The sequence below is a fragment of the Pseudonocardia xinjiangensis genome, from assembly GCF_050948425.1.
GTDB classification, from domain to species: domain Bacteria; phylum Actinomycetota; class Actinomycetes; order Mycobacteriales; family Pseudonocardiaceae; genus Pseudonocardia; species Pseudonocardia xinjiangensis.
This window is the reverse complement of the sequence record NZ_CP192009.1, coordinates 7,458,821-7,479,670: the sequence shown is the minus strand read 5'-3', so window position 1 is coordinate 7,479,670 and position 20,850 is coordinate 7,458,821. Positions and strand designations below refer to the sequence as shown.

The following is a 20,850-nucleotide window of genomic DNA, read 5'->3' as shown; positions in this document are numbered from 1 at the left end:
CCGGTGATGGTCAGTTATTGATAACCGTTGTCGGTTCACTGTAGCCCTGTGAGCATTCGCTCCCTGCACCACCGGCTCTCGACTTTCCCGGCGACCAACTGAACCGTTACGGTTTGCCGATGTCCGGGCTTCCGAATGTCCGACGCCCCGCGACTCTGGCCTCGTTGGCTGCCGAGCTGGGTGTGTCGCGGACGACGGTCTCGAACGCGTACAACCGGCCTGACCAGCTGTCCGCGCCTCTGCGTGCGCGAGTGCTGGAGGCGGCGAGGCGGCTCGGCTATCCCGGCCCCGACCCGGTGGCCCGCTCGTTGCGCACCCGCAAGGCCGGCGCCGTCGGCCTGCTGCTCACCGAGGCCCTCTCCTACGCCTTCCGTGACCCTGCTGCCACCGGGTTCCTCGAAGGTCTGGCGCTGGCGTGTGAGCAGGCGGGCCAGGGTCTGCTGCTCATCCCGGTGAGCCCTGAGCACGCCGACGTCACCGCGGTGCACCAGGCGGGCGTCGACGGGTTCGTCGTCTACTCCGTGCGTGAGGACGATCCCCACTTCATGGCGGTGCTCGAGCGTCCGGTGCCCACCGTGGTCTGCGACCAGCCGACGGGCGTCGAGGGCGTGGACCGGGTCGGGGTCGACGACCGGGCCGGGATGCTCGCGTTGGCCCGGCACCTCACGGGGATGGGGCACCGGCGCGTCGGGGTGCTCTGCATGCGCCTCGCCTCGGGCCGCAACGACGGTCCCGCCTCTGCGGAGCGGCAGGCGAGCGTCACCTATCCGGTGCAGCGCGAGCGGCTCGCCGGCATCCGTGACGGCCTGGCCGAGGTCGGCGTCGACTGGGCCGACGTGCCCGTCCACGAGCGGTTCGAGCACAGCGTCGACTCGGGCCAGGCGGCCGCGGCCGCGCTCCTCGCGGCCCACCCCGAGCTCACCGCCGTGGTCTGCACGTCCGACGTCCTCGCGCTCGGGGCGCTGCGCCACGCCGCGGACCGGGGGTTGTCGGTGCCCGACCAGCTCACCATCACCGGGTTCGACGGTGTGCCCGAGGCCGAACGGGCCGGGTTGACCACGGTGAGACAGCCGCTGCTGGAGAAGGGGCGCGTTGCGGGTGAGCTCCTGCTGGAGCGGGGCGAGCGCAACCGGCCGCGGCGCGTCACGTTGCCCACCGAGCTGACGGTCGGTGAGACGAGCGCGAAGCCCCGCGTCGACCAGCGCTTCTTCTCCGGCTGGTGATCAGCTCCGCGGGCTGAGCCGAGTGGTGACGGAACGCGCCAGCGTCGCGACGTCCGTGCCGGGTTCGGGGCTCACCATGCCCTCGAGGAGCAGTGCCGAGAGTCCGTGTACGAGCGACCATGCCGCCAGCGCGGTCGTCGCGGTGTCCGATGTGGCGCCCCTGTCGTGCCTCCCCGCCCCGGCGTCGAGTCGTGCGCCGGCCCGCTGCTGCGCCGCCACGAGTTCCGCGTCGTCGCCGCGAACGAGGCCCGGCGCGCGCATCACCGCGAAGTGCGCGGGATGCGTGGTGGCGAACAGCACGTAGGCGACGCCGAGTTCGGCGAAGCTCCGGTTCTGCTCGGCGCTCTCGGTCAGCGCATCGGCGAGCAGCGTCCAGCCCTCCGTGGCCAGCGCGGTGAGCAGCCCGGCCTTGTCTCCGAAGTGGTGGGTGGGGGCGGCGTGGGAGACCCCTGCCCGGCGGGCGACGTCGCGAAGGCTCAGCGCGGCCGGGCCGTGCTCGCCGACCGCCAGAAGCGCGGTGTCGAGCAGCGCTCGCCGTAGATCCCCGTGGTGATAGGGCACGCCGACGAGCATAAACCCCATCTTTCCATTGACAAGATCGGCCCCTCGATGACATCTTGCCACTGTCAAGACTGACGAGCCTGCTGATGAGCCCGAGGAGTAGACGTGCCCACAGTGCCCTGGTCCACCGTCCGCGAGGCCGCCCCGAACGCCGAGGTCGTCGTCATGGCGTCCCGGTTCCGCGTCCGGGGCTTTCGCCACGTCCTGCCGTTCCTCATCGACTCCGTGCGGGTGCACACGCAGGTCCTGCGGAGCGAGGGCGCGCTGGGCGTCTCGCTGGTGGCCCACCCGCTTCGCCGCGAGTTCCGCACGCTCAGCGCCTGGGAGAACCGTGCGGCCCTGGACGCGATGGTGCGCTCCGAACCGCACCGGTCCGTGATGAGGCGCTACCGCGGCGCGATGGCCGACGTGGGGTTCACGTTCTGGACGGTGCCGGCAGCCGCGCTCCCTCCGACCTGGGAGGAGGCCGACGAGCGCCTCAGCGCAACGATGTGACCGCTATCCCCGCCGCGATGTGCGGACGGCCAGCAGTTCCTGGAGCAGCGCGCCGATCTCGGCCGGCCCAGGTACGCGGTGCTCGGCCGCGGTCTCGCCGGGACCCACCTTCACACCCACGTCTCCCGGCCGCAGCCGGGCGAAGGCGGTCTCGTCGGTGACGTCGTCGCCTGCGAACAGGACCGCGTCCGGCTCGATCCGCTCGCGCAGCAGGTCCAGCGCGAGGCCCTTGTTCACCTGCAGAACCGCCAGGTCGAGCACCGCCTTGCCGGGAGTGGTCTCGATGCCGGGCCAGGAGGCCGGCCCGGTGCGCACGGCCTCGAACACGCGCTCGCCGACGTCGGCCGGTGCGTTCCGCACGTGGACGGCCAGGCCGGCGGGCTTCTCCTCCAGCGTGACGCCGGGCTCGCCGTCCACGAGCGCGCGCAGCTCCGTGCCGAGCCGTTCGAGCCGCTCGCGCTGGGCGTCGTCGAGTACCGCGCCACCGTCGTCGAACTCGGCGCCGTGGCTGCCGATGAGCCGGATCGGGGTGCCGAAGCCCGACACCGCGGCCAGGTCGGCCAGCCCGCGCCCGGAGACGAGCGCGACCGTGGTGTCCGGCAGCGTGGCCAGCGAGCCGATCGCCGCGGCCGACACCGGCAGCGGCCGGGCGTCCGACGGGACGGGGACGATCGGGGCGAGCACTCCGTCGAAGTCGAGGGCCACGAGCAGGCGGGGGACGCCGGCGACGGTCCGCACGGCGTCGTCGAGAGCGCTCATGACGCCGAACCGTCGGCGGGCGGCAGCCCGAGCGCGTCGAGGAACGAGCGCGCCCACCGGTCGACGTCGTGGGTGAGCACCTGGCGGCGTAGCGCCCGCATCCGCTTGGCGGCGTCCTCGCGGGGCATGGTGAGGGCGACGTGCAGAGCGTTCTTGACGCCGTCGGTGTCGTGCGGGTTCACCAGGATGGCGTCCTTCAGCTCGTACGCCGCACCGGCGAACTCCGAGAGGACCAGCGCACCCCCGTTGTCGTGCCGGCACGCCACGTACTCCTTCGCGACGAGGTTCATCCCGTCGCGCAGCGGCGTCACCAGCATCACGTCGGCGGCGACGAAGAAGGCGGCGAGCTCCTCACGGGGCAGCGACTGGTGCAGGTAGTGCACCGCGGGATGGCCGACCCGGGCGTACTCCCCGTTGATCCGCCCGACGGACTGCTCGATGTCGTTGCGCATCTTCTGGTAGTGCTCGACGCGTTCCCGGCTGGGCGTGGCGAGCTGGATCATCACCACGTCCTCGGGATCCACGCGGCCCTCGGAGAGCAGCTCCTCGAACGCCCGTAGCCGGACGTCGATGCCCTTGGTGTAGTCGAGCCGGTCGACGCCGAGCACGACCTTGGCCGGGTCGCCGAGGTCGGCCCGGATCTGCTTGGCCCGTTCGAGCACCTCGGGGGTGCGGGAGAGCTTGTCGAGCGCCGCCGAGTCGATCGAGATGGGGAACGCCCCGAGCTTGACCGTGCGCCCGTCGTAGGTGACCTCGGTGCGGCCCTGACCTGGCGTGGCGTCGGTGAGGCGGGTGGCCAGCCACCGGAAGTTGCGGGTGCCGCCGGGGGTGTGGAAGCCGACGAGGTCGGCCCCGAGCAGCCCTTCGATGATCCTGCGGCGCCAGGGGAGCTGCATGAACAGCTCGGTGGGCGGGAACGGGATGTGCAGGAAGAACCCGATGCGCAGGTCGGGCCGCAGTCTCCGCAGCGCAGCGGGGAGCAGCTGCAGCTGGTAGTCCTGGATCCAGACGGTGGCGTTGCGGGCGGCCACCCCCGCCACCACCTCGGCGAACCGCTCGTTGACCCGTACGTAGGCCTGCCACCAGTGGCGATGGAACATCGGCGGGGCTACGACATCGTGGTAGAGCGGCCACAGCGTGCCGTTGGAGAAGCCCTCGTAGTACTCCTCGACCTCCTGCGCGGACAGGCGCACGGGGTGCAGCTGCAGGCCGTCCTCGACGAGCGGTTCGACGTCGGCGTCGGCCAGGCCCGGCCAGCCGACCCAGGCACCCTCGCGGCTGCGCAGCATCGGCTCCAGCGCGGTGACCAGACCGCCGGGGCTGCGCTTCCAGCGCTGCGACCCGTCGGGGAGTTTCTCCAGATCGACCGGCAGCCGGTTGGCGACGACGACGAACTCGGCGTCGGAAAGCGTGGTACTGCCGGTCGGCATGATCCTCCTCGCGCATATCGCCTGTTTGGCGACGGTGTGGCAGGGGCTGGCCGCTGCCAACCGTTGGCGGCAGCCTACTGCCGTGGCTGCTCGTTCGCGGTACTCGCGACGACGGAGCGGTTGGGCCGCGCGGGCCGCGCGATGAAGTCGCCGAGGGTGACACCGGCGGCGAGCGCGAGTCCGATGGCCAGTGCGAGGGTCACCGTCACGAGTCCTTCGGCGAGCCCCTCGACGGCCAGCTGGTAGAAGCCGCGGTAGGCGGTCAGGCCGGGCAGCAGCGGAGTGATCCCGGCGAGGGTGACGACGAGCGGCGCGACCCGCCCGCCCCGGCGCAGCAGACCTGTGGCGATCCCCACGACGATCGCGGCGATGCCGGTGGCGGCGACCGGTCCGATCGCCGTGAGCTGGGTGAGTGCGCCGTAGGTGCCCCAGCCCGCGGCACCGGCGATCCCGGCGGCCAGCAGCGGGCGCGGGCGGGCGTAGCCGGCGAGCGAGAACGCGGCGGCACCGGCGGCCGCGGCGAGGACGGCGACGCTGAACCGGCCCGACCCGGCGGGGAGCGGGCCGGCCACCTCGAGCGTGATCCCGAACGCGAGCCCGATCTTCAGGCCGAGCACGACACCGGTGAGCAGCCCGGCCGACAGCAACAGGATCTCCGCGGCCCGACCGGCCGAGGTGACGAAGTAGCTGGAAATGGCGTCCTGCACGCTGCCGACGACCGAGAGCCCCGACAGCAGCACCGTGATGCTCGCCGCGACCACCAGCGAGGGCTGCGTGCCCGGCGGGAACACACCCGCGGCGAAGAGCGCGAGCGTCGAGCCGGTGGCGACGACACCGCCGACGACCTGCTGGAAGAACGGAGGAAGTCCCCACCTGTTGAGCAGGCGCCCGATCCGGTCGATGAGCGCCGTGACCACGAACGCAGCCAGCGCCGTGATCGGGGCGGCACCGAGCAGGAGCGCGATCGACGCGGCCAGGCACGCCCAGCCCACCGTGGCCACCCACCGCGGGTACGGGTGGGGAGCGCTCACCGCGTCGGTCAACACGACCGCGGCCTGCTGCGCGTCGAGCTCGGCGCGCTCCACCCGCTCGACGATCGCGGCGACCTCCGCCAGCCGCGTGAGGTCGAGCGACCGGTAGCGGACCAGGCGCATCGACGTCACCGGCGCCGCCGCCATCCCGCGGTGGCAGCAGATGGTGATTGAGGTGAACGTGATGTCGACGTCCACTGTGGAGAGCCCACAGGCCGCGGCCATCCGCAGCATCGTCTCCGTCGTCTCATCAGCGCTCTCCCCGGCCGACAGCAGCACCTCCCCGACCCGCATGCACAGATCGAGCACCTGCTGCACGTGCGCGTCATCGGGTACCTGCGGGCCGAGCGGGCGCAGCAACTGCACACTGGGCGGCCCGGCCTGCAGCAGTTCGTGCGCCTCACGCTTCAGTACATTCCGAACGCTCCGAACCCGTCGGGTGATCCGGCGAGCTGCGGTCACGAGGTATCACCGGTGCTGCCACCGGCCGCGATCCACTCCACCATGGACGTCAGGGTAGGTGCGGCGCCCGTCGCCACTGACGGCACTCCGACGGTTGCGCGAAGCCGGGGGACACGCGCTCCACAGTGTCCCGCCGCAGCGGGACCACGTTGCCGCTGATGCTCTTCGCGCGCGACATCCACCGCTCCCGTGCGCGGGTGGCCACCGTCGTCAGGGAGCACGGGTGGCGGACGTGGGCGGTTCCGCGACCGGGGGTCCGGCACTCGCTGCACCACCCGTCCCCGTCGTCGATGTGGACGACCAGCAGCCGCGTGAACACGTCCGGCATGACGGAGAGCAGCTCGACCACCTCCCACCACGGGTCACGCGCAGGGTCGGTCACGGGAAGCCTCCGCGTACCCGGTCGATCGCCTCCAGTGCCTCAGCGGCTCCCGGAGCGGTACCGAGCAGTGGCGAGGGACGCGGGTGAGAAGCTGCTCACCACGGGGAAACTTGCGGAAGCGCTCTCGGTCTCCGCGACCGCGGTACTCAACTGGCAGCGGAGCGGGCTGATCACTCCCGCGTGGACCACGCCGGGCGGACACGCGCGGTGGAGACTCGAAGACGTCGAGAACCAGCTACGTGCCGCGCGCAAGCGCGACGAGTGACCCCCGGACGCGAAGGAGCTCCCGGCGCTCATGACACCGGGGAGCTTCGTGAAATTTAGCAACCGGCGATAGGAGCGCTCGTTCCCTGCCCGGCAGCCCCCAACCAGGTGAGGAGTGTGCTGGACGCCTCCCGTAGGGCTTCTGTGTCCGGGGTGATGCTGACGCCTCCAACGACTCGTGTCACCATGAGACTACCTCCGGGAACGCGACCGTCCACCGATCAGGACCACGTTTCCGCAGGTCAGATGTACCAAACGCCCGCCGGTGTAGCTCAGTGGTAGAGCAACCGCCTTGTAAGCGGTAGGTCGTCGGTTCGATCCCGACCTCCGGCTCCATGCCTGACCATCAAGAACGCTGACTGCAAGATCCGCTCGGTCTCCTGCCCGTGCGAGGGGCAACATCGAGACGCTTCGCAGCGTGGCTCTCCGGGTCCGGGTCTACGCCGGGACCGATCCCGTGACGAAGAAGCGGCACAACCTGATCGAGGTCGCCGAGCCCGACCCGAAGAGACCACTCTCGGCTCTGCACTGGGAGACCTAGGTGTAGTGGCCCAGGACGTTGTTGCGGCCCGGTCGGCCCGCCTGCTCGGCGGGCGTCAGCCGGTGGCATGCGCGCCCTCACCCGGTTCAGGCACCGGCCTCGAGCACCGCGAGGTCGCGCACCGCATAACGGTGATGCTCGGCCTCTTCCTTCAGCACCACCTTGAGGCAGCGGCGCACGACGTACTCCTGATCGGGATACGGGTCCGCCGGCTTGCGACCGCATACCCGATCGAGCTCGGCCCCGGTGAGCCCGTCGATGGTGCGCCGCATCGTGGCCATGCGGGCGTGCCGCGGCGCAAGCACCTCGTCGAGCGTCGGGACGGCTTCGAGGGTGAGTCCGAGCTTCGCCGTCGCGTCGGGCGGCATCCCGCCCGCAGGGAAGCCCAACGGGTGGTAGGGCGCTTCCTCCTCGAGCACGGCATTGCCGAGCCAGGCATCGCCGGCGAACAGCAGGTGACGTTGGGTCTCGACCAACGACCACTCGCCGTTGACCTGCTCGTGCAGCGTGGCCTCGGGCAATAGCCTGGCGCGGTCGAGGGTCGCCTTCCACAGCGTCTCGATGGCGTCCCAAGCAGTCCGGTAGTCGTCGGGGGACGCGGCGTCACGCGCCAGCACCCGCGTGGGGTGCTGCCGGTCGAGCTCGGCCTCGACGTAGGCGGTCACGTCGACGTCGTTGACGACGAGACGCTCGAAGTCGCCACCGAGGTAGACCTCGGTCCCATAGCAGTCGACGATCTTCAGACCGCTGACCTCGCAATCGCGGATCTCGAGGCCGGCGAGGTCGCACAGGTTGACGCGGGCACCACGGAACTGGTCACTCCGGGCGTACTCAGCAGTCACCGAGGCAGTGTCCCGCACCATCCCGTCCGCGCACTGTTTGGCAGCAACCAGCTGCTGCGCTCGGGCCTTGTGTCCGGTTTCGACCGGATGTGTCAGGACGACGCTGTTCTCGTGATTTCACAGTCCACCGATCCGGTTGCCGACGCGGCCCATCAGCCGGATTCCGCCACACCCGTCCGGCACCGCAAGATCGCCCGTGTCGTACCAGCCGTCGTCGTGATCGGCGATGACCGTCATCGTCCCCGGGTCCCGGCCCACCGTCGCCAAGCACACCCCGCTGCCGCGCACGAACAGCCGGGCGGGCTGGTCTTTCGTGATGCCGGTCCCCGCTGCCGACGTCGAGGTCGAGCTCCGTGAAGCCGGGATCGAGCCAGCAGAGCAGCCGATCGCGTGGGCCGAGCCCGATGATCTACCGATGGTCGACGTCGATTTCAGTTCGCTCGTCGTGCGAGACGAGGTGCTGCGCAAGGCAGCCACCGATCCTCGATTCCGCAGCGACGAACGGGTTTGGAACAGGCTGCCCGACAAATACCTGGAGATCCTCTCCGACGACGAGACTCCCGAGCTGAACGTCGCGGTGGCGCGGATCAGCGGGCGTGCGACGACGGCCTTCCGCCAATCGAGCAGACCGATCCGCTCGCCCCCAACCTGCTCAAACGCCAGACCTCGCGGTAGCGATCGGAGTTCCCGTGCGGCCGTGGTCTGCGGTCTACGGTCTCAGCCGATGATCACGAGCGCACGGTCACGGATGCGGTCCCATGAGCCGCGGTTGGCAGCGCGGCCCGGCTCGGCTGTCGGTCCTGGAGGTCAACGGGCGACGTAATGGCTGAGCAGGGCCTGTACCTCATAGACGTCGACGCCCTTGCCGAACTGCTTGACGATGGGAGTAGGGCTTCCTGATAGCCAGATCTTCAGCTCCGCGTCGAGGTCGAATGTTCCCGCTGTCTCGACGCTGTAGTGTGTGATGCTCTTGTACGGCACGGTGTGGTACTCGACCTTCCTGCCGGTCATGCCTTGCTTGTCGACCAGGATCAGTCGGCGGTCGGTGAACAGGAACGCGTCGCGCACCAGTTGATAGGCGGCCTGCACCTGCTCGCCATGTCCCAGTAGTCGCCCGTACTCCTGCGCTGCCGCGTTGGGGTCGATGCGAGAGGCATTTCCGATGAATCCGTCGAGAAGGCCCACGTGCTGCTCCAGGTTCGTGGTGGGGATGCGTACGGCCTGTCGGCCCGGAACAGGCGTGCGTTACATGCAAGTGAGGTGGATTGCCCGGCCGGCTACTGGAGCAGAGCCGCGCGAACTTCATGCACGTAGCTCCGAACCGCCGTCACCGGGTGAAAGCCGAACCGGGCGTACAGATTCTTGGGCGTGTCGTCCACGTCGCTACCGATCGGAATCGGCCCGGCCCCACGGGATCGGGCGTGCGCCACCGCGAAGCGCAGCATCTGCGTCGCCAGCCCGGCGCCACGAGCGTCGGGACGGACGAAGACGCCTTCGACGATCCCGACTCCGTCCTCGCTGACCCAGGCCGCGATGAACCCGCAGATCTCACCGCGCTCCTCTGCCACGAAGTACGTGCCGCCCGGCGTGAGGCACCGCCGCAGCCGAACAGCCGCGGTCGTCACCGCCAGGGGACGTGCCGGCCGGCCGGCTCGCGCGTTCTCCTCGAGGTGATCGACCGATCACGGCTGCTATCTGGTCTGCACTCTCGACTCGTAGGCCGGAGAGGAAGTTCCCGAGTGGCTGTTCGGGGACCGTGGGGTGGTGCGTGAGGACTCCGCCGTCCAGGTCGACCTTCTGCCCGCCGACGGACCAGAACTGCTCGACAACCGCGAGGGGCGCATTCCCGGCCAAGCGGCTGGTGGGTGATGGTTCACAGGGCAACGCGTCCTTCGTGTCAACGACCACGGACCCGACTCAACGGGCCCGGACGACCCGGACCTCGTCGGATTCCGGCGATCGGACGAGCGCGGCCAGCCTGTCGACGTCTCGGACGAGAAGATAGATCACGCCGAGCAGCATCAGGGTGGTGATGACCCACGTGCCCTGGAACGGAACGGTCAGCGTCAGTACCTCGATGCCGGCGATGATCGGCAGGTAAACGAGCGCGCCCACGGTCGCGGTGCGGGGCACCAGAAGCAAGACCGCTGCGACGAGTTGGCAGACTCCGATGAACGGGTACAGCTCGCCGGTGCGCAGCAGCGCATCGAAGAAGTAGCCGACGGGGTCGGTGGTCGGGAGCTTCGTGAACGGGATCCCGAGCACCTTGATCATGCCCGACGGCAGGAACCCGAGCGCCAGCATCACGCGGACGAACCAGGTGAACCACACGACCGGTCGCCGGTCCCGAACGCTGACCACCAGACGCTCCAGCGACGACATATCGTCACGATTTCGTGCGACCACGACGTGGTCAAGCGATCCTGCGTGTTCACCTCGTCGAAGCCGGCCGGCGTCAGCGGGTAGTGGGGATCGGCGCTGCGGGAGGTGCCAGTGCCAACCCGGGGTAGATCTGGTCGAGCACCTTCAGCAACAGTGCGTTCGCCGTATGCTCACCGCCGAGCGACAGAGTCAGATTCGTCCATATCACGAGCGTCACCTTGTTGTCGGGGTCGTGCCCGATGAAGGAGTTGAATCCGGGGAGCTCGCCGCCGTGGTAGTACATGGAGGCGGTCGGCCCGAAGCGCTGCAGGGAAATGCCGTACCCGTACTGCTGGCCGTCCGGCTTGGTGGGGTACTCGGGTTGCACGCTGTCGAGCCATTGGCGCTGGTAGTCGGCATTGAACACCCGGCCCTCGACCAGCGCTCGGATCCAGGTGGCCAGATCGGTGGCGGTGGCGATGGCGCCTCCCGCTGCCGTGGCATAGGACGGGTTCTGGTTGGTGTCGTCGATGGGCTCGAGCGTTCCTGCTCGGGCGGCGGCCTGCATGGCAGGCGGGTAGGGGAAGTCCGACAGGGCGAATGCGGATCCGCCGTACATGTAGCCGTGGGAGTAGGGGTCGGGGATCGAGGTGGAGTCGATAGCCGGGAGCATGACCTCGTGGAGCCGCTGCGGACCGAACAGGCGCTCCTGGAAGATCCTGGCCAGGGACGTGCCGTCGATCTTCTCGGCAACCAGGCCGAGCAGGGCGTAGTTGGTGTTGCAGTAGGCGAATCCGGTGCCGGGTGGGAAATCTGGCGGACGTCGGAATGCGATGGCCAGTACTTCCTGTGGTGTCCAGGCCTTCGTCGGATCGGCATCGAGAGTCGCGGCAAGCTCCGGCGCGTCCGTGTAGTTGTACAGGCCGCTGCGCATCGTCAGCAGTTCGGCGATGGTGATGTTCTCGCCGTTGGGCACGCCCGGAACGTATCTCGACACCGGGTCGGTGAACCGGAGCTTGCCTTCCTGGGCCAGAAGCACGATCACCGCTGCGGTCATCGTCTTGGTGTTCGACGCGATCCTGAAGTAGGTGTCTGCGCTGGGCGGCGACTCGGCGCCCCGCAGCGTGGTGCCGCTGACGGACGTGAAATCGCCCTGGGGAGTTCGGAGCACGACCACGGCGCCGGGAACCAACAGCTCCCTGGTCGTTTCGTCCACGGCGGCCTGAAGCGCGGCCGGGTCGATCGTCTTGAGCGCGGGCGAGGCGGACGGCGTGGTGGCAGTCGGGGCCGATCCGGTCGACTCCCGCGTGGAGTTCGCCGAGCAGGCTGCGGTGAACAACAGGGCCACGCAGACGGCGAGCCCCATGGCCTGGCCAGGTCCTCGCCGAGATCGACACCGTCCAACGCCTGTCCGCATTTCATTCTCCTGTCGATGGACGGAGAAATCCCATCCGATCTTCGGCTGGCCGATAATGCCGAATCTCAGCCATGATGGCGCAACATGGGAATCGAAGGTGCCGCCGACCAGGGGTAACGGCCGCGTTCATGAGGCGGGCAGGTGAATGACATCGTGGGTGGTACGACATCGGTTTGATCCCGACCTCTAACTTCTTGATCGGTGAAACCAACACCGAGCGCTCGCTCGCTCTCCGGGTACGCGCCTTGCCGGCGCTACGCTCCCCGGTTCTCCGCTCGCTCGACGAAGGTGATCAGGCGGGCTCCGTCGACTGCATCACTCCACGACCGTTCGGGAGCATCGCCCCACCACTCGCAGCCGAACTCATCCGTCCACTCCCGTTGCGGCGGCGTGTCGAAGATCGTCCAGTAGAGATAGTCGCCCTCCTGCTCCGAGTCGATCGGTGGCGTTCCCGTGGTGGGATTGATGCCGAGTTCCCCGAAACGCATGCCTAGCTTCGTGTCACCCCGGACGTGTCGGAGGTAGAGCGCGTACTCGTCCGTCAACCAGAACTCGTCGATGTGAAGATTTGAGGGCATAGCGCGGAAGTTCCACAGCAGGATCTGCGCGACGCTCACCGACCACATGCGGTCTACCCCATGGAAGGGTAGGCCCGGCGGCTTGTCTTCCAGCGACGGCGGCTTCACTGCGCCTCCTGTGGGCGAGGGAATCTGCGATTGTTGATCCACCATCCTGGCAGCTTGCCCATCATTCGTCAATCAGGGCGCTTAGGCTTTGATTGCGGTATTGACGTAGTCCGGACATGCCCACGCGTTGTCCCGGTTCTCGCAGTATGCTGTGACGACCCCGAACTGACCAGGCCCCGTCCACGCGTGGTAGTCGATGATCACGAGTACGCGAACGCTGCTGGTCTCGATGCAGCCACTGCCGTCGCAGCGAAAGAGGCGCGCGATGCTCGAGTGTGCAAAGCGTCCATTCGACTGCCGGGTTACGTAGTCGGGGTTCCGGACGATACTCGCCACGACATCGAGGTTCGTGATCCGATGTTTGTTCAGAATCTTCTCGTATCCGAATCCGCCGTTGGGGTTGTCGCCTGACCAATAGCCTCGCCGGAGGACGACGTCCTCGCCTAGCCCGTTCTTGAACGTACGTACAACCTCTGCCTGGGCCGGTATTGGCGGCGCAACTTGTGCGTAGGCGACGGCAGGTAGCCCGACCAGCGCGGCAGCCATGACGCACAGGATGATCGTGAATCGAACAGGTCGCCGAGTCGCAAGTAATGTCGCGTGCACTCTTCAGTTCCCTTCCCCCATGGCCGAGTGGCGCGATGCTCAAGCAGGCGCAGTCAGAACCCGACCGTGATCAAGGGGGAAGTTATGGAGAGGGGCGGTCACTGCGTGGGCGAACGGAGAGATTGGTCGGCGTGATCACCCGTTGAGCGGGCATGCCGACTACGCAGCGTTGTGCGCTCAGTCGAGCGGTACCTGTGCCGAGCGCGACGGGATGGCGTCGAGGGTGGTGAGTGTCGCTTTGTCGATCGTGATGCTGCCGGCGGCGACGTTCGCCTCGAGGTGGTCGGGGTCCGCGGTGCCGGGGATCAGGAGGACGTTCGGGGCGTGGTGGAGCAGCCAGGCGAGGCCGATCTGCGACGGGGTGGCACCGAGGGACCGCGCTGCGGCGTGGACCGCCGGCTCGTCGGCGACCTTCGGCAGCCCGGGGAACGCGCCGCCGAGCGGGAAGAACGGCACCCAGGCGATCTTCTCGGCCCGGCAGAGGCTTGCCATCTCCTCGTCGTCGCGTGCGACGAGGCTGTAGGCGTTCTGCACACAGACGATGCCGGCGGGGAGTGCGCGACGCAGCCCCGCGAGCGTCACGCTGCTCAGTCCGATCGCGCCGATCTTGCCCTCGTCCCGCAACGCGACCATGGCCGCGAGCTGGTCGTCGATGTCCACCACCTGGTCACCCTCGGCACGCAGGCCCGGGCGGGTGTCGAGGCGCCGCAGGTTCACGACCGGGATCTGGTCGCGGCCGAGGCTCCTGAGGTTGTCCTCGACGCTCGCCCGGAGCTCGTCGGGTCGTTGCGCGGGATGCAGAGGGAAGGGGCCTTGCTGGTCGGGGTCGGCGCCGACCTTGCTCACCACGAGTACCTCGTCCTGCGGCCGGAGGGCCTCGCGGATCAGCTCGTTGACGAAGCCGTCGCCGTAGAACTGGGCGGTGTCGACGTGGTCGACGCCGAGTTCGACCGCGCGGCGCAGGAGCGCGATCGCCGCGGCGCGGTCGCCGTGCAGACGCTCGAGCTGCATCCCGCCGTATCCGATGCGCGACACGGTGCGGCCCGCGAGCAGGCCGGGGCCGCCCGGACGGGGAGCGCCGGCGGCCGTGGTGGTGGGGAGGTGGGTGTCGCAGTGGGTCATCGAACATCCATCCCTTGTGCCATGCTGACGAAAGCGGAGGTTCCTCCGCTATGGTGACGTAGGCCGCCGAGGACGTCACCCCGATGGACCGCCCGCCCCGCGCATGCCGGCACGCTCCACAATGCGCTGGCCGCCCCCGGCAACGCACCCCCGGCCGCGTCCTCGCAGATCCGCCGTGCTCCTCGCAGACCCCACAGCATCTGCGACGAACCCACTCGGTCTGCGAGGACGCCGAACCATCCGCGAGTCGCCACTCGAGCCACGACCGCTGCCCGGGAGGCGTCAGTCGTCCAGCAGGTCCTCGATCACGATCGGGATGTGACGGACCCGGACGCCGGTGGCGTTGTAGATGGCGTTGGCCACGGCTGCCGCCATGCCGACCGTGCCGATCTCGCCGACACCCCTCGCGCCGACGGCGTTGTGCAGTGTGTCCGGGTGCTGGACGAAGTAGACGTCGACCTCCGGGATGTCCGCGTTCACCGGCAGCAGGTAGCCCGCGAAGTCAGCGTTCGCCATCCGTCCGTTCGGCTCGATCTCCAGGCCCTCGTGCAGCGCGGCGGAGACGCCCCAGATCATCCCGCCCATGATCTGGCTGCGCGCGGCCTTGTCGTTGATGATCCGGCCGGCGTCGAACACGCCCAGCATGCGGGACACGCGGGCCTCGCGCGTCCACTTGTGCACCCGGACCTCGCAGAACTGGGCGCCGAACGAGCTGAACGAGTGCTTGGTCATCTCCTCGCCGGGTGCCGACGAACCGATCGCGGAGATCGACGGGCGGCCCAGGGCCCGCAGCACCTCGCCGAACGTCATCGACCGGCCGCCGGCCAGCACGCGGCCGTCGGCGTACGAGGTCTCCATCCCCTGGAACGGTGAGCCGGGCGACGTCGCCACGACCAGCAGGTCGTCGATCACCTTGGACGCGGCGATCATGATGGCCGTGCCCGCGCTCGCCGTGGCGGTCGAGCCGCCGGACATGCCACCGGGCGGAAGTGCCGAGTCGCCCAGCCGCGGCGTGATCCGGTCCGGCGTGATGTCCAGCGATTCGGCCCCCACCAGGGAGAGCACGGTCAGCAGACCGGTTCCCGGGTCCGCCCCGCTGGTCGCGACCACCGCTGTGTCGTCGGCCTGCAGCGTGACCTCGACCGAGGCCGGGAACCGCAGGGCGGGGAACATCGCGGTGGCCGTGCCGACCCCCACGAGCCAGTCACCGTCGGTGCGGCCGTGCGGCGAGCGGCTCGCCCAGCCGAACCGCGCTGCGCCGACGCTGAAGCACTCGTCGAGATGCTTGCTCGACCACTGCAGGTCCCTGCCGGGCGGAGCGGTCGAGTTGTTGCGCATGCGCAGCTCGATCGGGTCCATGTTCAGCGCGACCGCCAGCTCGTCGATCGCGCTCTCCAGCGCGAAGGACCCCGGTGCCTCACCCGGCGCCCGCATGAAGGTGGTCGGCGGGATGTTCAGCGGCACCATCTTCTGGCTGAGGGCCAGGTTCGGGGTGGCGTACCACTCCCGCGAGGTGCCGTGCGACGTCGGCTCGACGAACGAGCGGTCCATCGCCGTGCTGCACCACGAGTCGTGCCGCACCGCGATCAGCCTGCCGTCGGTGTCCGCGCCGAGGGCGATCTTCTGCACGGTCGCGGCCCGGCCCGCGGTAGCGGTGAAGACCTGCTCCCGGCTGAGCGCGGCCTTGATGGGCCGGTCGAGGGCCCTGGCCGCCGCTGCGGCGAGGAACGCGGGCGTGGACGTGCGGCCCTTGCCGCCGAACGCCCCGCCGACGAACGGGTTCACGGCGTGAACCGCCGAGGGATCGAGATCCAGCGCGCCGGCCACCTCCATCGCCTGGAGGTCGGACCCCTGGTTCCCGCTGTAGATCGTCAGTACGCCGGAGTCCCACACCGCGACCGCGGAGTGCGGCTCCATGGCGGCGTGGTTCTGGGTGGCGGTGCTGTACGTCGCCTCGACGACCACCGGGCTGTCGGCCAGCGCGTCCTCGATGGACTCGACACCGGAGGCGAGAAGAGTGTGGGTCTGAGGTGACCCGTCGAAGCCCGGCGGCGCCTCCTCGGCCGAGGCGAGCCCGTCCTCCAGCGAGGTCAGGGCCGGCCGCTCCCGGTAGGTGACGTCGACGAGCATCGCGGCGTCCCGCGCCTGCTCGAAGGTCTCCGCCACCACGAAGCCGATCGGCTGGCCGTAGTACGCAACGTCCCTGTTCTGCAGTGGGACCCAGGTCTCGCCGAACATCGGCAGACTCGGTGTGCGCAGCTCCAGCGGGTCGAACGGCGTGTACACGCCGATCACGCCGGGTGCGCTCTTCGCGGCCGTGACGTCCATGGCCTCGATCTCGCCGTTGGCGATCGTGCTGAGCACGACGTATCCGTAGGCCATGCCGGGGAAGTTGTGGTCCGCCCCGTACTCGGCCCGGCCGCTGACCTTGAGCGGCCCGTCCAGCCGGCTGGGCATCAGCGGCTCTCCTCTGTCAGTTCGAGCAGTGCGCGGACGACGGTCCGCTTCAGCAAGGACACCTTGAAACCGTTGTCGGCCAACGGCCTGGCGCCGTCGGCAGCCACGGACGCGGCGGCCTCGACGGCCTCCGGGGTCGCGGGCGCACCGCGCAGGGCCGCCTCGACGGCGTGCAGTCGCCACGGCACGGTCGCCACTCCACCGACCGCCACCCTGGCGTCGACGATGCGCGAGTCCTCGATGTGCAGCGCGACCGCTGCGGAGCACAGCGCGAACTCGTAGGACTGCCGGTCGCGGACCTTGACGTAGGTGGAACGCGACGCCCAGTCCAGACGTGGGACCAGGACCTCGGTGACCAGCTCACCGGGACGCAGGTCGTTCTCCACCTCCGGGGTGTCACCCGGCAGCCGGTAGAACTCGGCCAGCTTGACGGTGCGGCTGCCGTCGGCGCTGACCAGCCGGATCTCCGCGTCGAGCGCGACCAGGGCGACTGCCAGGTCGCTGGCGTGGGTCGCAACGCACGAGTCGCTCGTGCCCAGCACGGCGTGCATCCGGTTGGCCCCGGAGATCGCGGAACATCCGCTGCCGGGTTGCCGTCTGTTGCACGGCATCTCCACGTCGCGGAAGTACGTGCAGCGGGTGCGCTGCAACAGGTTCCCGCCGATGCTGGCCATGTTCCGGAGCTGCTGGGAGGCGCTCTGCAGCAGGGCACGGGTGATCACGGGGTACACGCCGGGCTGCCCGGCGACCTCGCTCATCCGCTCCAGCGCGCCGATGCGCAGCCCGTCGCTGGTGTCGAGACCGCGCAACGGCAGTTCGTTGATGTCCAGGACGTGCTGCGGCGTCAGGACGTTGAGCTTCATCAGGTCGACGAGGGTGGTCCCACCGGCCAGGAACGTGCCGGGTGAGGCGAGAGCGGCTTCGACGGTCTCGGGTGCCGTGAGCTCAAACGGACGCATCGGCCTGCCTCGCCTGTTCGATTGCCGCGATGATGTTCGGGTAGGCCGCGCAGCGGCAGATGTTGCCGGACATGAACTCCCGGACGTCCTCGACGTCGTGGCGGACCGCAGCGACCGCCGACATGACCTGCCCCGGCGTGCAGAACCCGCACTGCAGGGCGTCCTGGTCGACGAACGCCTGCTGGACCGGGTGCAGCCCGTCCTCGGTGGACAACCCTTCCACCGTGGTCACGGGCTGCTTCACCGTGGCGGCCAGGGTCAGGCAGGAGAGCACCGGCCTGCCGCCGACGTGCACGGTGCACGCGCCGCACTGTCCTCGGTCGCATCCCTTCTTGGGACCGGTCACGCCGAGGCGTTCACGTAGAGTGTCGAGCAGCGTCACACCGGGATCGACACTCAGTTGTTCCGTCCTGCCGTTGACTTCGAGCGAGATGTCCACTGGATCTGTTCCCCCAGATCGTCCGTGTAGGAAGCCTGACGGCATGGGTCGCGATGACGGCTACGTCGACGAGCCGCCGCGACAGTGAACCGGATATTCATCCGGTTCAGCTCTCGAAGCTAGCGGATTACGATCCGCTCCGCAACGACTGGTCACCGGGACCGGGAGGTGCTCCACTGCATCGGACGACGAGACGGACGACCGGGAGGGACGATGACGACGGGATCGGTCAGCCCCCGGCGTGCGGACACCCGGCGCAACCACGAGCGCATCCTCACCGCGGCGGCGGAGTCGCTGGCCAGGTCGGACGGGGTGTCGTTCAACGCCATCGCGAAGAAGGCCGAAGTGGGGGTCGGCACGGTGTACCGGCACTTCCCCACCCCGGAAGCGCTCATCCTGGCGGTCTACCGGCGTGAGGTGCAGCATCTCGTCGAGGTCGTGCCGGTCCTGCTCGAGACGCACGCCCCCGAGGATGCTTTCCGGGCCTGGACGATCGATCACCTGGCGCATTACATGATGACCAAGCGAGGCCTGGCCGACGCACTCCGTGCTGTGGCGCCCTCCCACGGAGAACTGCCGGTGAACGCCTACGACACCCTGGTCGAGGCGATCGCCACGCTGTTGAAGGCCAACGTCCAGGCCGGCACCGTCCGCGCCGACCTCGATCCGGAAACCGTTCTTCGCGGGCTGGGTGGCCTCCTGTACCTCGATCGCAACGGGGACTGGAAGAGCCACGCCGCGAAACTTGCCGACCTCCTCTGGCGAGGTATGCGCGAGTCCTAGTGGCTCGTCATGCTCCCGGTCGGGATGCTGATCTCCGCGGCCCACGGGGTGGGCCGAGATCTTGTTCGGGAATGTTGTCTTGAGTGCTGGCCGCAATAGGTGCCGGGTTCGATGTATCACTCCGTGAGAAAGGGAGATCGAATGCCTGCCGTGCCGCACGAAGTGGTTCTCCTCGAGATACCTGTCGATGCCGACTTCGCTGATTTCCGCGCTGAGTTCGAACGCCGGTGCCGCGGGTCGACCACGAGCGGATGGAGGAGATCATCGCCCGTTCTCCCGGGCAGGCCACGACCCGCGCTGCGCCATGTGCCTCATGGGCAACCACGTGATCGCGGAACGAATCTATGCCCACAGTCCGGCAGCGCTGCTCCATGTCCCGCTGCGGGTCGCATTGTATGTCGATTCGGGCGGGCAGACGATCTTTGCGACCGGCCAGCCGAGTACGACGCTGGCCGATCTTCGCAACGCCGACATCACCGCGGTCGGCTGCGAGCTGGATCAGAAGCTGGCGGCACTGCTCACCGCGTTGGGCGTGCCGCCGCCGCAGGAGCTGTGGGGATGAATGTGTGATTGTGTGTCTATGATCGGTGAGTGATCCACTCACGACTGGCCATGACGCTCGGTGAGGCGATTTTCACGCAGCGGTCGATCCGCCGGTTCCGACCGGATCCTGTCCCGATCGCCGATCTCGAACTGATCGTCGCCGCGGCATCGAAGGCCCCGAGCGGCGGGAACAGCCAGATCGCGCGCTTTCTCGCCGTGAACGACCCCGGCCTCATCCGCGAGTTCGGGGCGCTCTACCGCGAGGCGTGGTGGGCGAAGCGGCGGGACGCCGAGGGCTGGACCGGACCCGACGACCTGAACGCAGCCGAGCGAGCCCAGTGGGCGCCCTCCATGCGGCTGGCTGACGAGATGGGCAGCGTTCCGTGCGTCGTCTTCGCCCTGTCCGTGCCGCCGAACGCGGAGGGCTCGGTCCTTCCGGCCACCCAGAACTTGATGCTCGCCGCACGTGCGCTCGGCATCGGGTCGGTCCCCACCACCCTCCACAGTTCGGTGGAGGGCCGGTTCCGGGAGATGTTCGGGATTCCGGCCGAGGTGAAGTTCCACTTCGCGATCCCGCTCGGCTACCCGGCCGGCAACTTCGGCCCGACGAAACGTCGGCCGACCTGGGAGACCAGCTACCTCAACCGCTGGGGAGGCACCGTGCCGTGGGCGCCGGGGGAGGCCGCGGGCGCCCCCGATTCGTGACGCACGGCGGCTCGGAGTTCACGTCAGCCGTACCCCGGTGACGTCCAGCGTGATCGGCACCCAGGACCGGTCGGGGGTGCGGTCCTCGTTGCGGATGTGGATCCGGCGGGCCGTGGTGACCACGACCCCGTCGAACGGTGTCCGTGCCGCGCTCGGGCAGGAGGCCGCCGACCAGCTGATGCGGTGCGGCCGGGAGCTGCCGCGCAACGACGGGCTGGCGGTACAGAGCGAGGTCGCCAACCGGCCGGCCGAGCTGACGGGGCTGCCCGCCGTCCTCCCGGAGCGCCCGTAGCGGGGTCGACGCGCGGCGACCGTGACCGGTGCGGCCGTCCCGCCACGCCCCCTCGACGTGGCGGAACGGCCAGGTGCCGGTCAGGTCCTGCGCTGGTAGAGCGCCACCGCGAGCGGCGCGAAGATCACGACGATGACCGCGGCAGCGACCAGCCCGGCCGTCGCCGGGACCGCGACCGGGCCACCGACGAGCAGCCCCCGCACGGCGTCCGCGATCTTCGAGACCGGGTTGAGCTCGACGAACCAGCGCAGCCAGGAGGGCATCGTCGAGGCCGGGACGAAGACGTTGCTGCCGAACGTGATCGGCAGCATGACCAGCGCGCCGAGACCCTGCACCGACCGGGGCGACTTGACCACCATCGCCAGCGCGGTGAACACCCAGCACAGCGCGAAGGCGAACACCATGACCAGTCCGAGCGCGGCCACCACGGCAACCGGCCCGGTGCCGAACCGGAAGCCGAGGACCACACCGAAGACCAGCATGATCACCC

26 protein-coding genes and 1 tRNA gene are annotated in these 20,850 nt (G+C 69.2%); 10 read left to right on the top strand and 17 right to left on the bottom strand.

The annotated features are described in order from the left end of the window. Positions 1–119 precede the first annotated feature (119 nt). On the top strand, positions 120–1,223 hold the full coding sequence (locus ACQPZA_RS35365) for a LacI family DNA-binding transcriptional regulator (protein ID WP_169397870.1): 1,104 nt from the start codon (positions 120–122) through the stop codon (positions 1,221–1,223). Here the strand turns inward: ACQPZA_RS35365 and ACQPZA_RS35360 are convergent, their stop codons facing one another. After that, a complete protein-coding gene (locus ACQPZA_RS35360) occupies positions 1,224–1,796 on the bottom strand; it encodes a TetR/AcrR family transcriptional regulator (protein WP_433283116.1) in 573 nt (190 codons plus the stop codon). Positions 1,797–1,889: 93 nt separating this feature from the next. Between ACQPZA_RS35360 and ACQPZA_RS35355 the strand changes: the two genes are divergently transcribed. Continuing rightward, a complete protein-coding gene (locus ACQPZA_RS35355) occupies positions 1,890–2,279 on the top strand; it encodes a DUF3291 domain-containing protein (protein ID WP_433276729.1) in 390 nt (129 codons plus the stop codon). 3 nt (positions 2,280–2,282) lie between these two features. Here ACQPZA_RS35355 and otsB read toward each other — a convergent pair whose 3' ends face one another. The 4 genes from otsB to ACQPZA_RS35335 all read right to left on the bottom strand — a co-directional run bounded on the left by otsB (position 2,283) and on the right by ACQPZA_RS35335 (position 6,343). Beyond that, on the bottom strand, positions 2,283–3,038 hold the full coding sequence (gene otsB / locus ACQPZA_RS35350) for a trehalose-phosphatase (protein ID WP_433276727.1): 756 nt from the start codon (positions 3,036–3,038) through the stop codon (positions 2,283–2,285). Further along, positions 3,035–4,468 carry an alpha,alpha-trehalose-phosphate synthase (UDP-forming) gene (locus ACQPZA_RS35345; protein ID WP_169397872.1) on the bottom strand — a complete coding sequence of 478 codons (1,434 nt, stop codon included), beginning with the start codon at positions 4,466–4,468 and terminating at the stop codon, positions 3,035–3,037. Before ACQPZA_RS35345 ends, otsB begins: the two co-directional genes overlap by 4 nt. Positions 4,469–4,542: 74 nt before the next feature. Beyond that, on the bottom strand, positions 4,543–5,865 hold the full coding sequence (locus tag ACQPZA_RS35340; RefSeq protein ID WP_433276725.1) for a threonine/serine ThrE exporter family protein: 1,323 nt from the start codon (positions 5,863–5,865) through the stop codon (positions 4,543–4,545). A 145-nt stretch (positions 5,866–6,010) separates the two neighbouring features. Further along, entirely contained in the window at positions 6,011–6,343 is a 333-nt protein-coding gene (locus tag ACQPZA_RS35335) for a hypothetical protein (RefSeq protein ID WP_433276723.1), read from the bottom strand. A 67-nt stretch (positions 6,344–6,410) separates the two neighbouring features. Here ACQPZA_RS35335 and ACQPZA_RS35330 point away from each other — a divergent pair, with 67 nt between their 5' ends. From ACQPZA_RS35330 to ACQPZA_RS35320, 3 genes are all read left to right on the top strand, one after another. Next, complete coding sequence (locus ACQPZA_RS35330; protein WP_433276720.1) at positions 6,411–6,608, top strand: MerR family DNA-binding transcriptional regulator; 198 nt, start codon at positions 6,411–6,413, stop codon at positions 6,606–6,608. Between the two features lie 260 nt (positions 6,609–6,868). Continuing rightward, positions 6,869–6,943: transfer RNA gene (locus ACQPZA_RS35325), tRNA-Thr, on the top strand. Positions 6,944–7,025: 82 nt separating this feature from the next. After that, the gene (locus ACQPZA_RS35320) at positions 7,026–7,148 is read left to right on the top strand and encodes a hypothetical protein (RefSeq protein WP_433276718.1); all 123 of its coding nucleotides are present in this window, start codon (positions 7,026–7,028) and stop codon (positions 7,146–7,148) included. 86 nt (positions 7,149–7,234) lie between these two features. On the opposite strand, the gene ACQPZA_RS35315 is transcribed toward ACQPZA_RS35320, so the two are convergent. Beyond that, on the bottom strand, positions 7,235–7,990 hold the full coding sequence (locus ACQPZA_RS35315) for a DinB family protein (protein WP_433276717.1): 756 nt from the start codon (positions 7,988–7,990) through the stop codon (positions 7,235–7,237). 226 nt (positions 7,991–8,216) lie between these two features. On the opposite strand from ACQPZA_RS35315, the gene ACQPZA_RS35310 reads away from it, so the two are divergent. Continuing rightward, positions 8,217–8,813 (top strand): hypothetical protein, encoded by a 597-nt coding sequence (locus tag ACQPZA_RS35310; protein WP_433276715.1) that lies wholly within the window; start codon positions 8,217–8,219, stop codon positions 8,811–8,813. Here the strand turns inward: ACQPZA_RS35310 and ACQPZA_RS35305 are convergent. The 10 genes from ACQPZA_RS35305 to ACQPZA_RS35260 all read right to left on the bottom strand — a co-directional run bounded on the left by ACQPZA_RS35305 (position 8,798) and on the right by ACQPZA_RS35260 (position 18,037). Next, a complete protein-coding gene (locus tag ACQPZA_RS35305) occupies positions 8,798–9,175 on the bottom strand; it encodes a PH domain-containing protein (protein WP_433276713.1) in 378 nt (125 codons plus the stop codon). The genes ACQPZA_RS35310 and ACQPZA_RS35305 overlap by 16 nt on opposite strands. A gap of 92 nt (positions 9,176–9,267) precedes the next feature. Then, positions 9,268–9,615, bottom strand: coding sequence for a GNAT family N-acetyltransferase (locus tag ACQPZA_RS35300; RefSeq protein ID WP_433276711.1), 348 nt, complete (start codon positions 9,613–9,615; stop codon positions 9,268–9,270). 292 nt (positions 9,616–9,907) lie between these two features. After that, on the bottom strand, positions 9,908–10,351 hold the full coding sequence (locus ACQPZA_RS35295; RefSeq protein WP_433276709.1) for a hypothetical protein: 444 nt from the start codon (positions 10,349–10,351) through the stop codon (positions 9,908–9,910). 94 nt (positions 10,352–10,445) lie between these two features. Next, positions 10,446–11,717 (bottom strand): serine hydrolase domain-containing protein, encoded by a 1,272-nt coding sequence (locus ACQPZA_RS35290; protein ID WP_433276707.1) that lies wholly within the window; start codon positions 11,715–11,717, stop codon positions 10,446–10,448. Between the two features lie 305 nt (positions 11,718–12,022). Continuing rightward, entirely contained in the window at positions 12,023–12,454 is a 432-nt protein-coding gene (locus ACQPZA_RS35285; RefSeq protein ID WP_433276705.1) for a hypothetical protein, read from the bottom strand. Between the two features lie 81 nt (positions 12,455–12,535). Further along, positions 12,536–13,000 carry a hypothetical protein gene (locus ACQPZA_RS35280; protein WP_433276703.1) on the bottom strand — a complete coding sequence of 155 codons (465 nt, stop codon included), beginning with the start codon at positions 12,998–13,000 and terminating at the stop codon, positions 12,536–12,538. A 237-nt stretch (positions 13,001–13,237) separates the two neighbouring features. Then, positions 13,238–14,182, bottom strand: coding sequence for an aldo/keto reductase (locus ACQPZA_RS35275; RefSeq protein ID WP_433276701.1), 945 nt, complete (start codon positions 14,180–14,182; stop codon positions 13,238–13,240). A 282-nt stretch (positions 14,183–14,464) separates the two neighbouring features. Beyond that, positions 14,465–16,639: a xanthine dehydrogenase family protein molybdopterin-binding subunit gene (locus ACQPZA_RS35270; protein WP_433276699.1), complete on the bottom strand. Its 2,175-nt coding sequence runs from the start codon at positions 16,637–16,639 to the stop codon at positions 14,465–14,467. Continuing rightward, entirely contained in the window at positions 16,639–17,598 is a 960-nt protein-coding gene (locus ACQPZA_RS35265; protein WP_433276697.1) for an FAD binding domain-containing protein, read from the bottom strand. Before ACQPZA_RS35265 ends, ACQPZA_RS35270 begins: the two co-directional genes overlap by 1 nt. Continuing rightward, positions 17,585–18,037, bottom strand: a complete 453-nt coding sequence (locus tag ACQPZA_RS35260) for a (2Fe-2S)-binding protein (protein ID WP_433276695.1) — start codon at positions 18,035–18,037, stop codon at positions 17,585–17,587. The genes ACQPZA_RS35265 and ACQPZA_RS35260 overlap by 14 nt, the downstream gene beginning before the upstream one ends. 213 nt (positions 18,038–18,250) lie before the next feature. Here ACQPZA_RS35260 and ACQPZA_RS35255 point away from each other — a divergent pair, with 213 nt between their 5' ends. From ACQPZA_RS35255 to ACQPZA_RS35240, 4 genes are all read left to right on the top strand, one after another. Next, positions 18,251–18,820 carry a TetR/AcrR family transcriptional regulator gene (locus tag ACQPZA_RS35255; RefSeq protein ID WP_433276692.1) on the top strand — a complete coding sequence of 190 codons (570 nt, stop codon included), beginning with the start codon at positions 18,251–18,253 and terminating at the stop codon, positions 18,818–18,820. Positions 18,821–19,133: 313 nt separating this feature from the next. Next, complete coding sequence (locus tag ACQPZA_RS35250) at positions 19,134–19,382, top strand: hypothetical protein (protein ID WP_433276691.1); 249 nt, start codon at positions 19,134–19,136, stop codon at positions 19,380–19,382. Between the two features lie 29 nt (positions 19,383–19,411). Beyond that, positions 19,412–20,068 carry a nitroreductase family protein gene (locus ACQPZA_RS35245; protein WP_433276688.1) on the top strand — a complete coding sequence of 219 codons (657 nt, stop codon included), beginning with the start codon at positions 19,412–19,414 and terminating at the stop codon, positions 20,066–20,068. A gap of 37 nt (positions 20,069–20,105) precedes the next feature. Next, the gene (locus ACQPZA_RS35240; RefSeq protein WP_433276686.1) at positions 20,106–20,360 is read left to right on the top strand and encodes a hypothetical protein; all 255 of its coding nucleotides are present in this window, start codon (positions 20,106–20,108) and stop codon (positions 20,358–20,360) included. An 80-nt stretch (positions 20,361–20,440) separates the two neighbouring features. Here ACQPZA_RS35240 and ACQPZA_RS35235 read toward each other — a convergent pair whose 3' ends face one another. Then, a complete protein-coding gene (locus tag ACQPZA_RS35235; protein ID WP_433276684.1) occupies positions 20,441–20,842 on the bottom strand; it encodes an ABC transporter permease in 402 nt (133 codons plus the stop codon). Positions 20,843–20,850 lie beyond the last annotated feature (8 nt).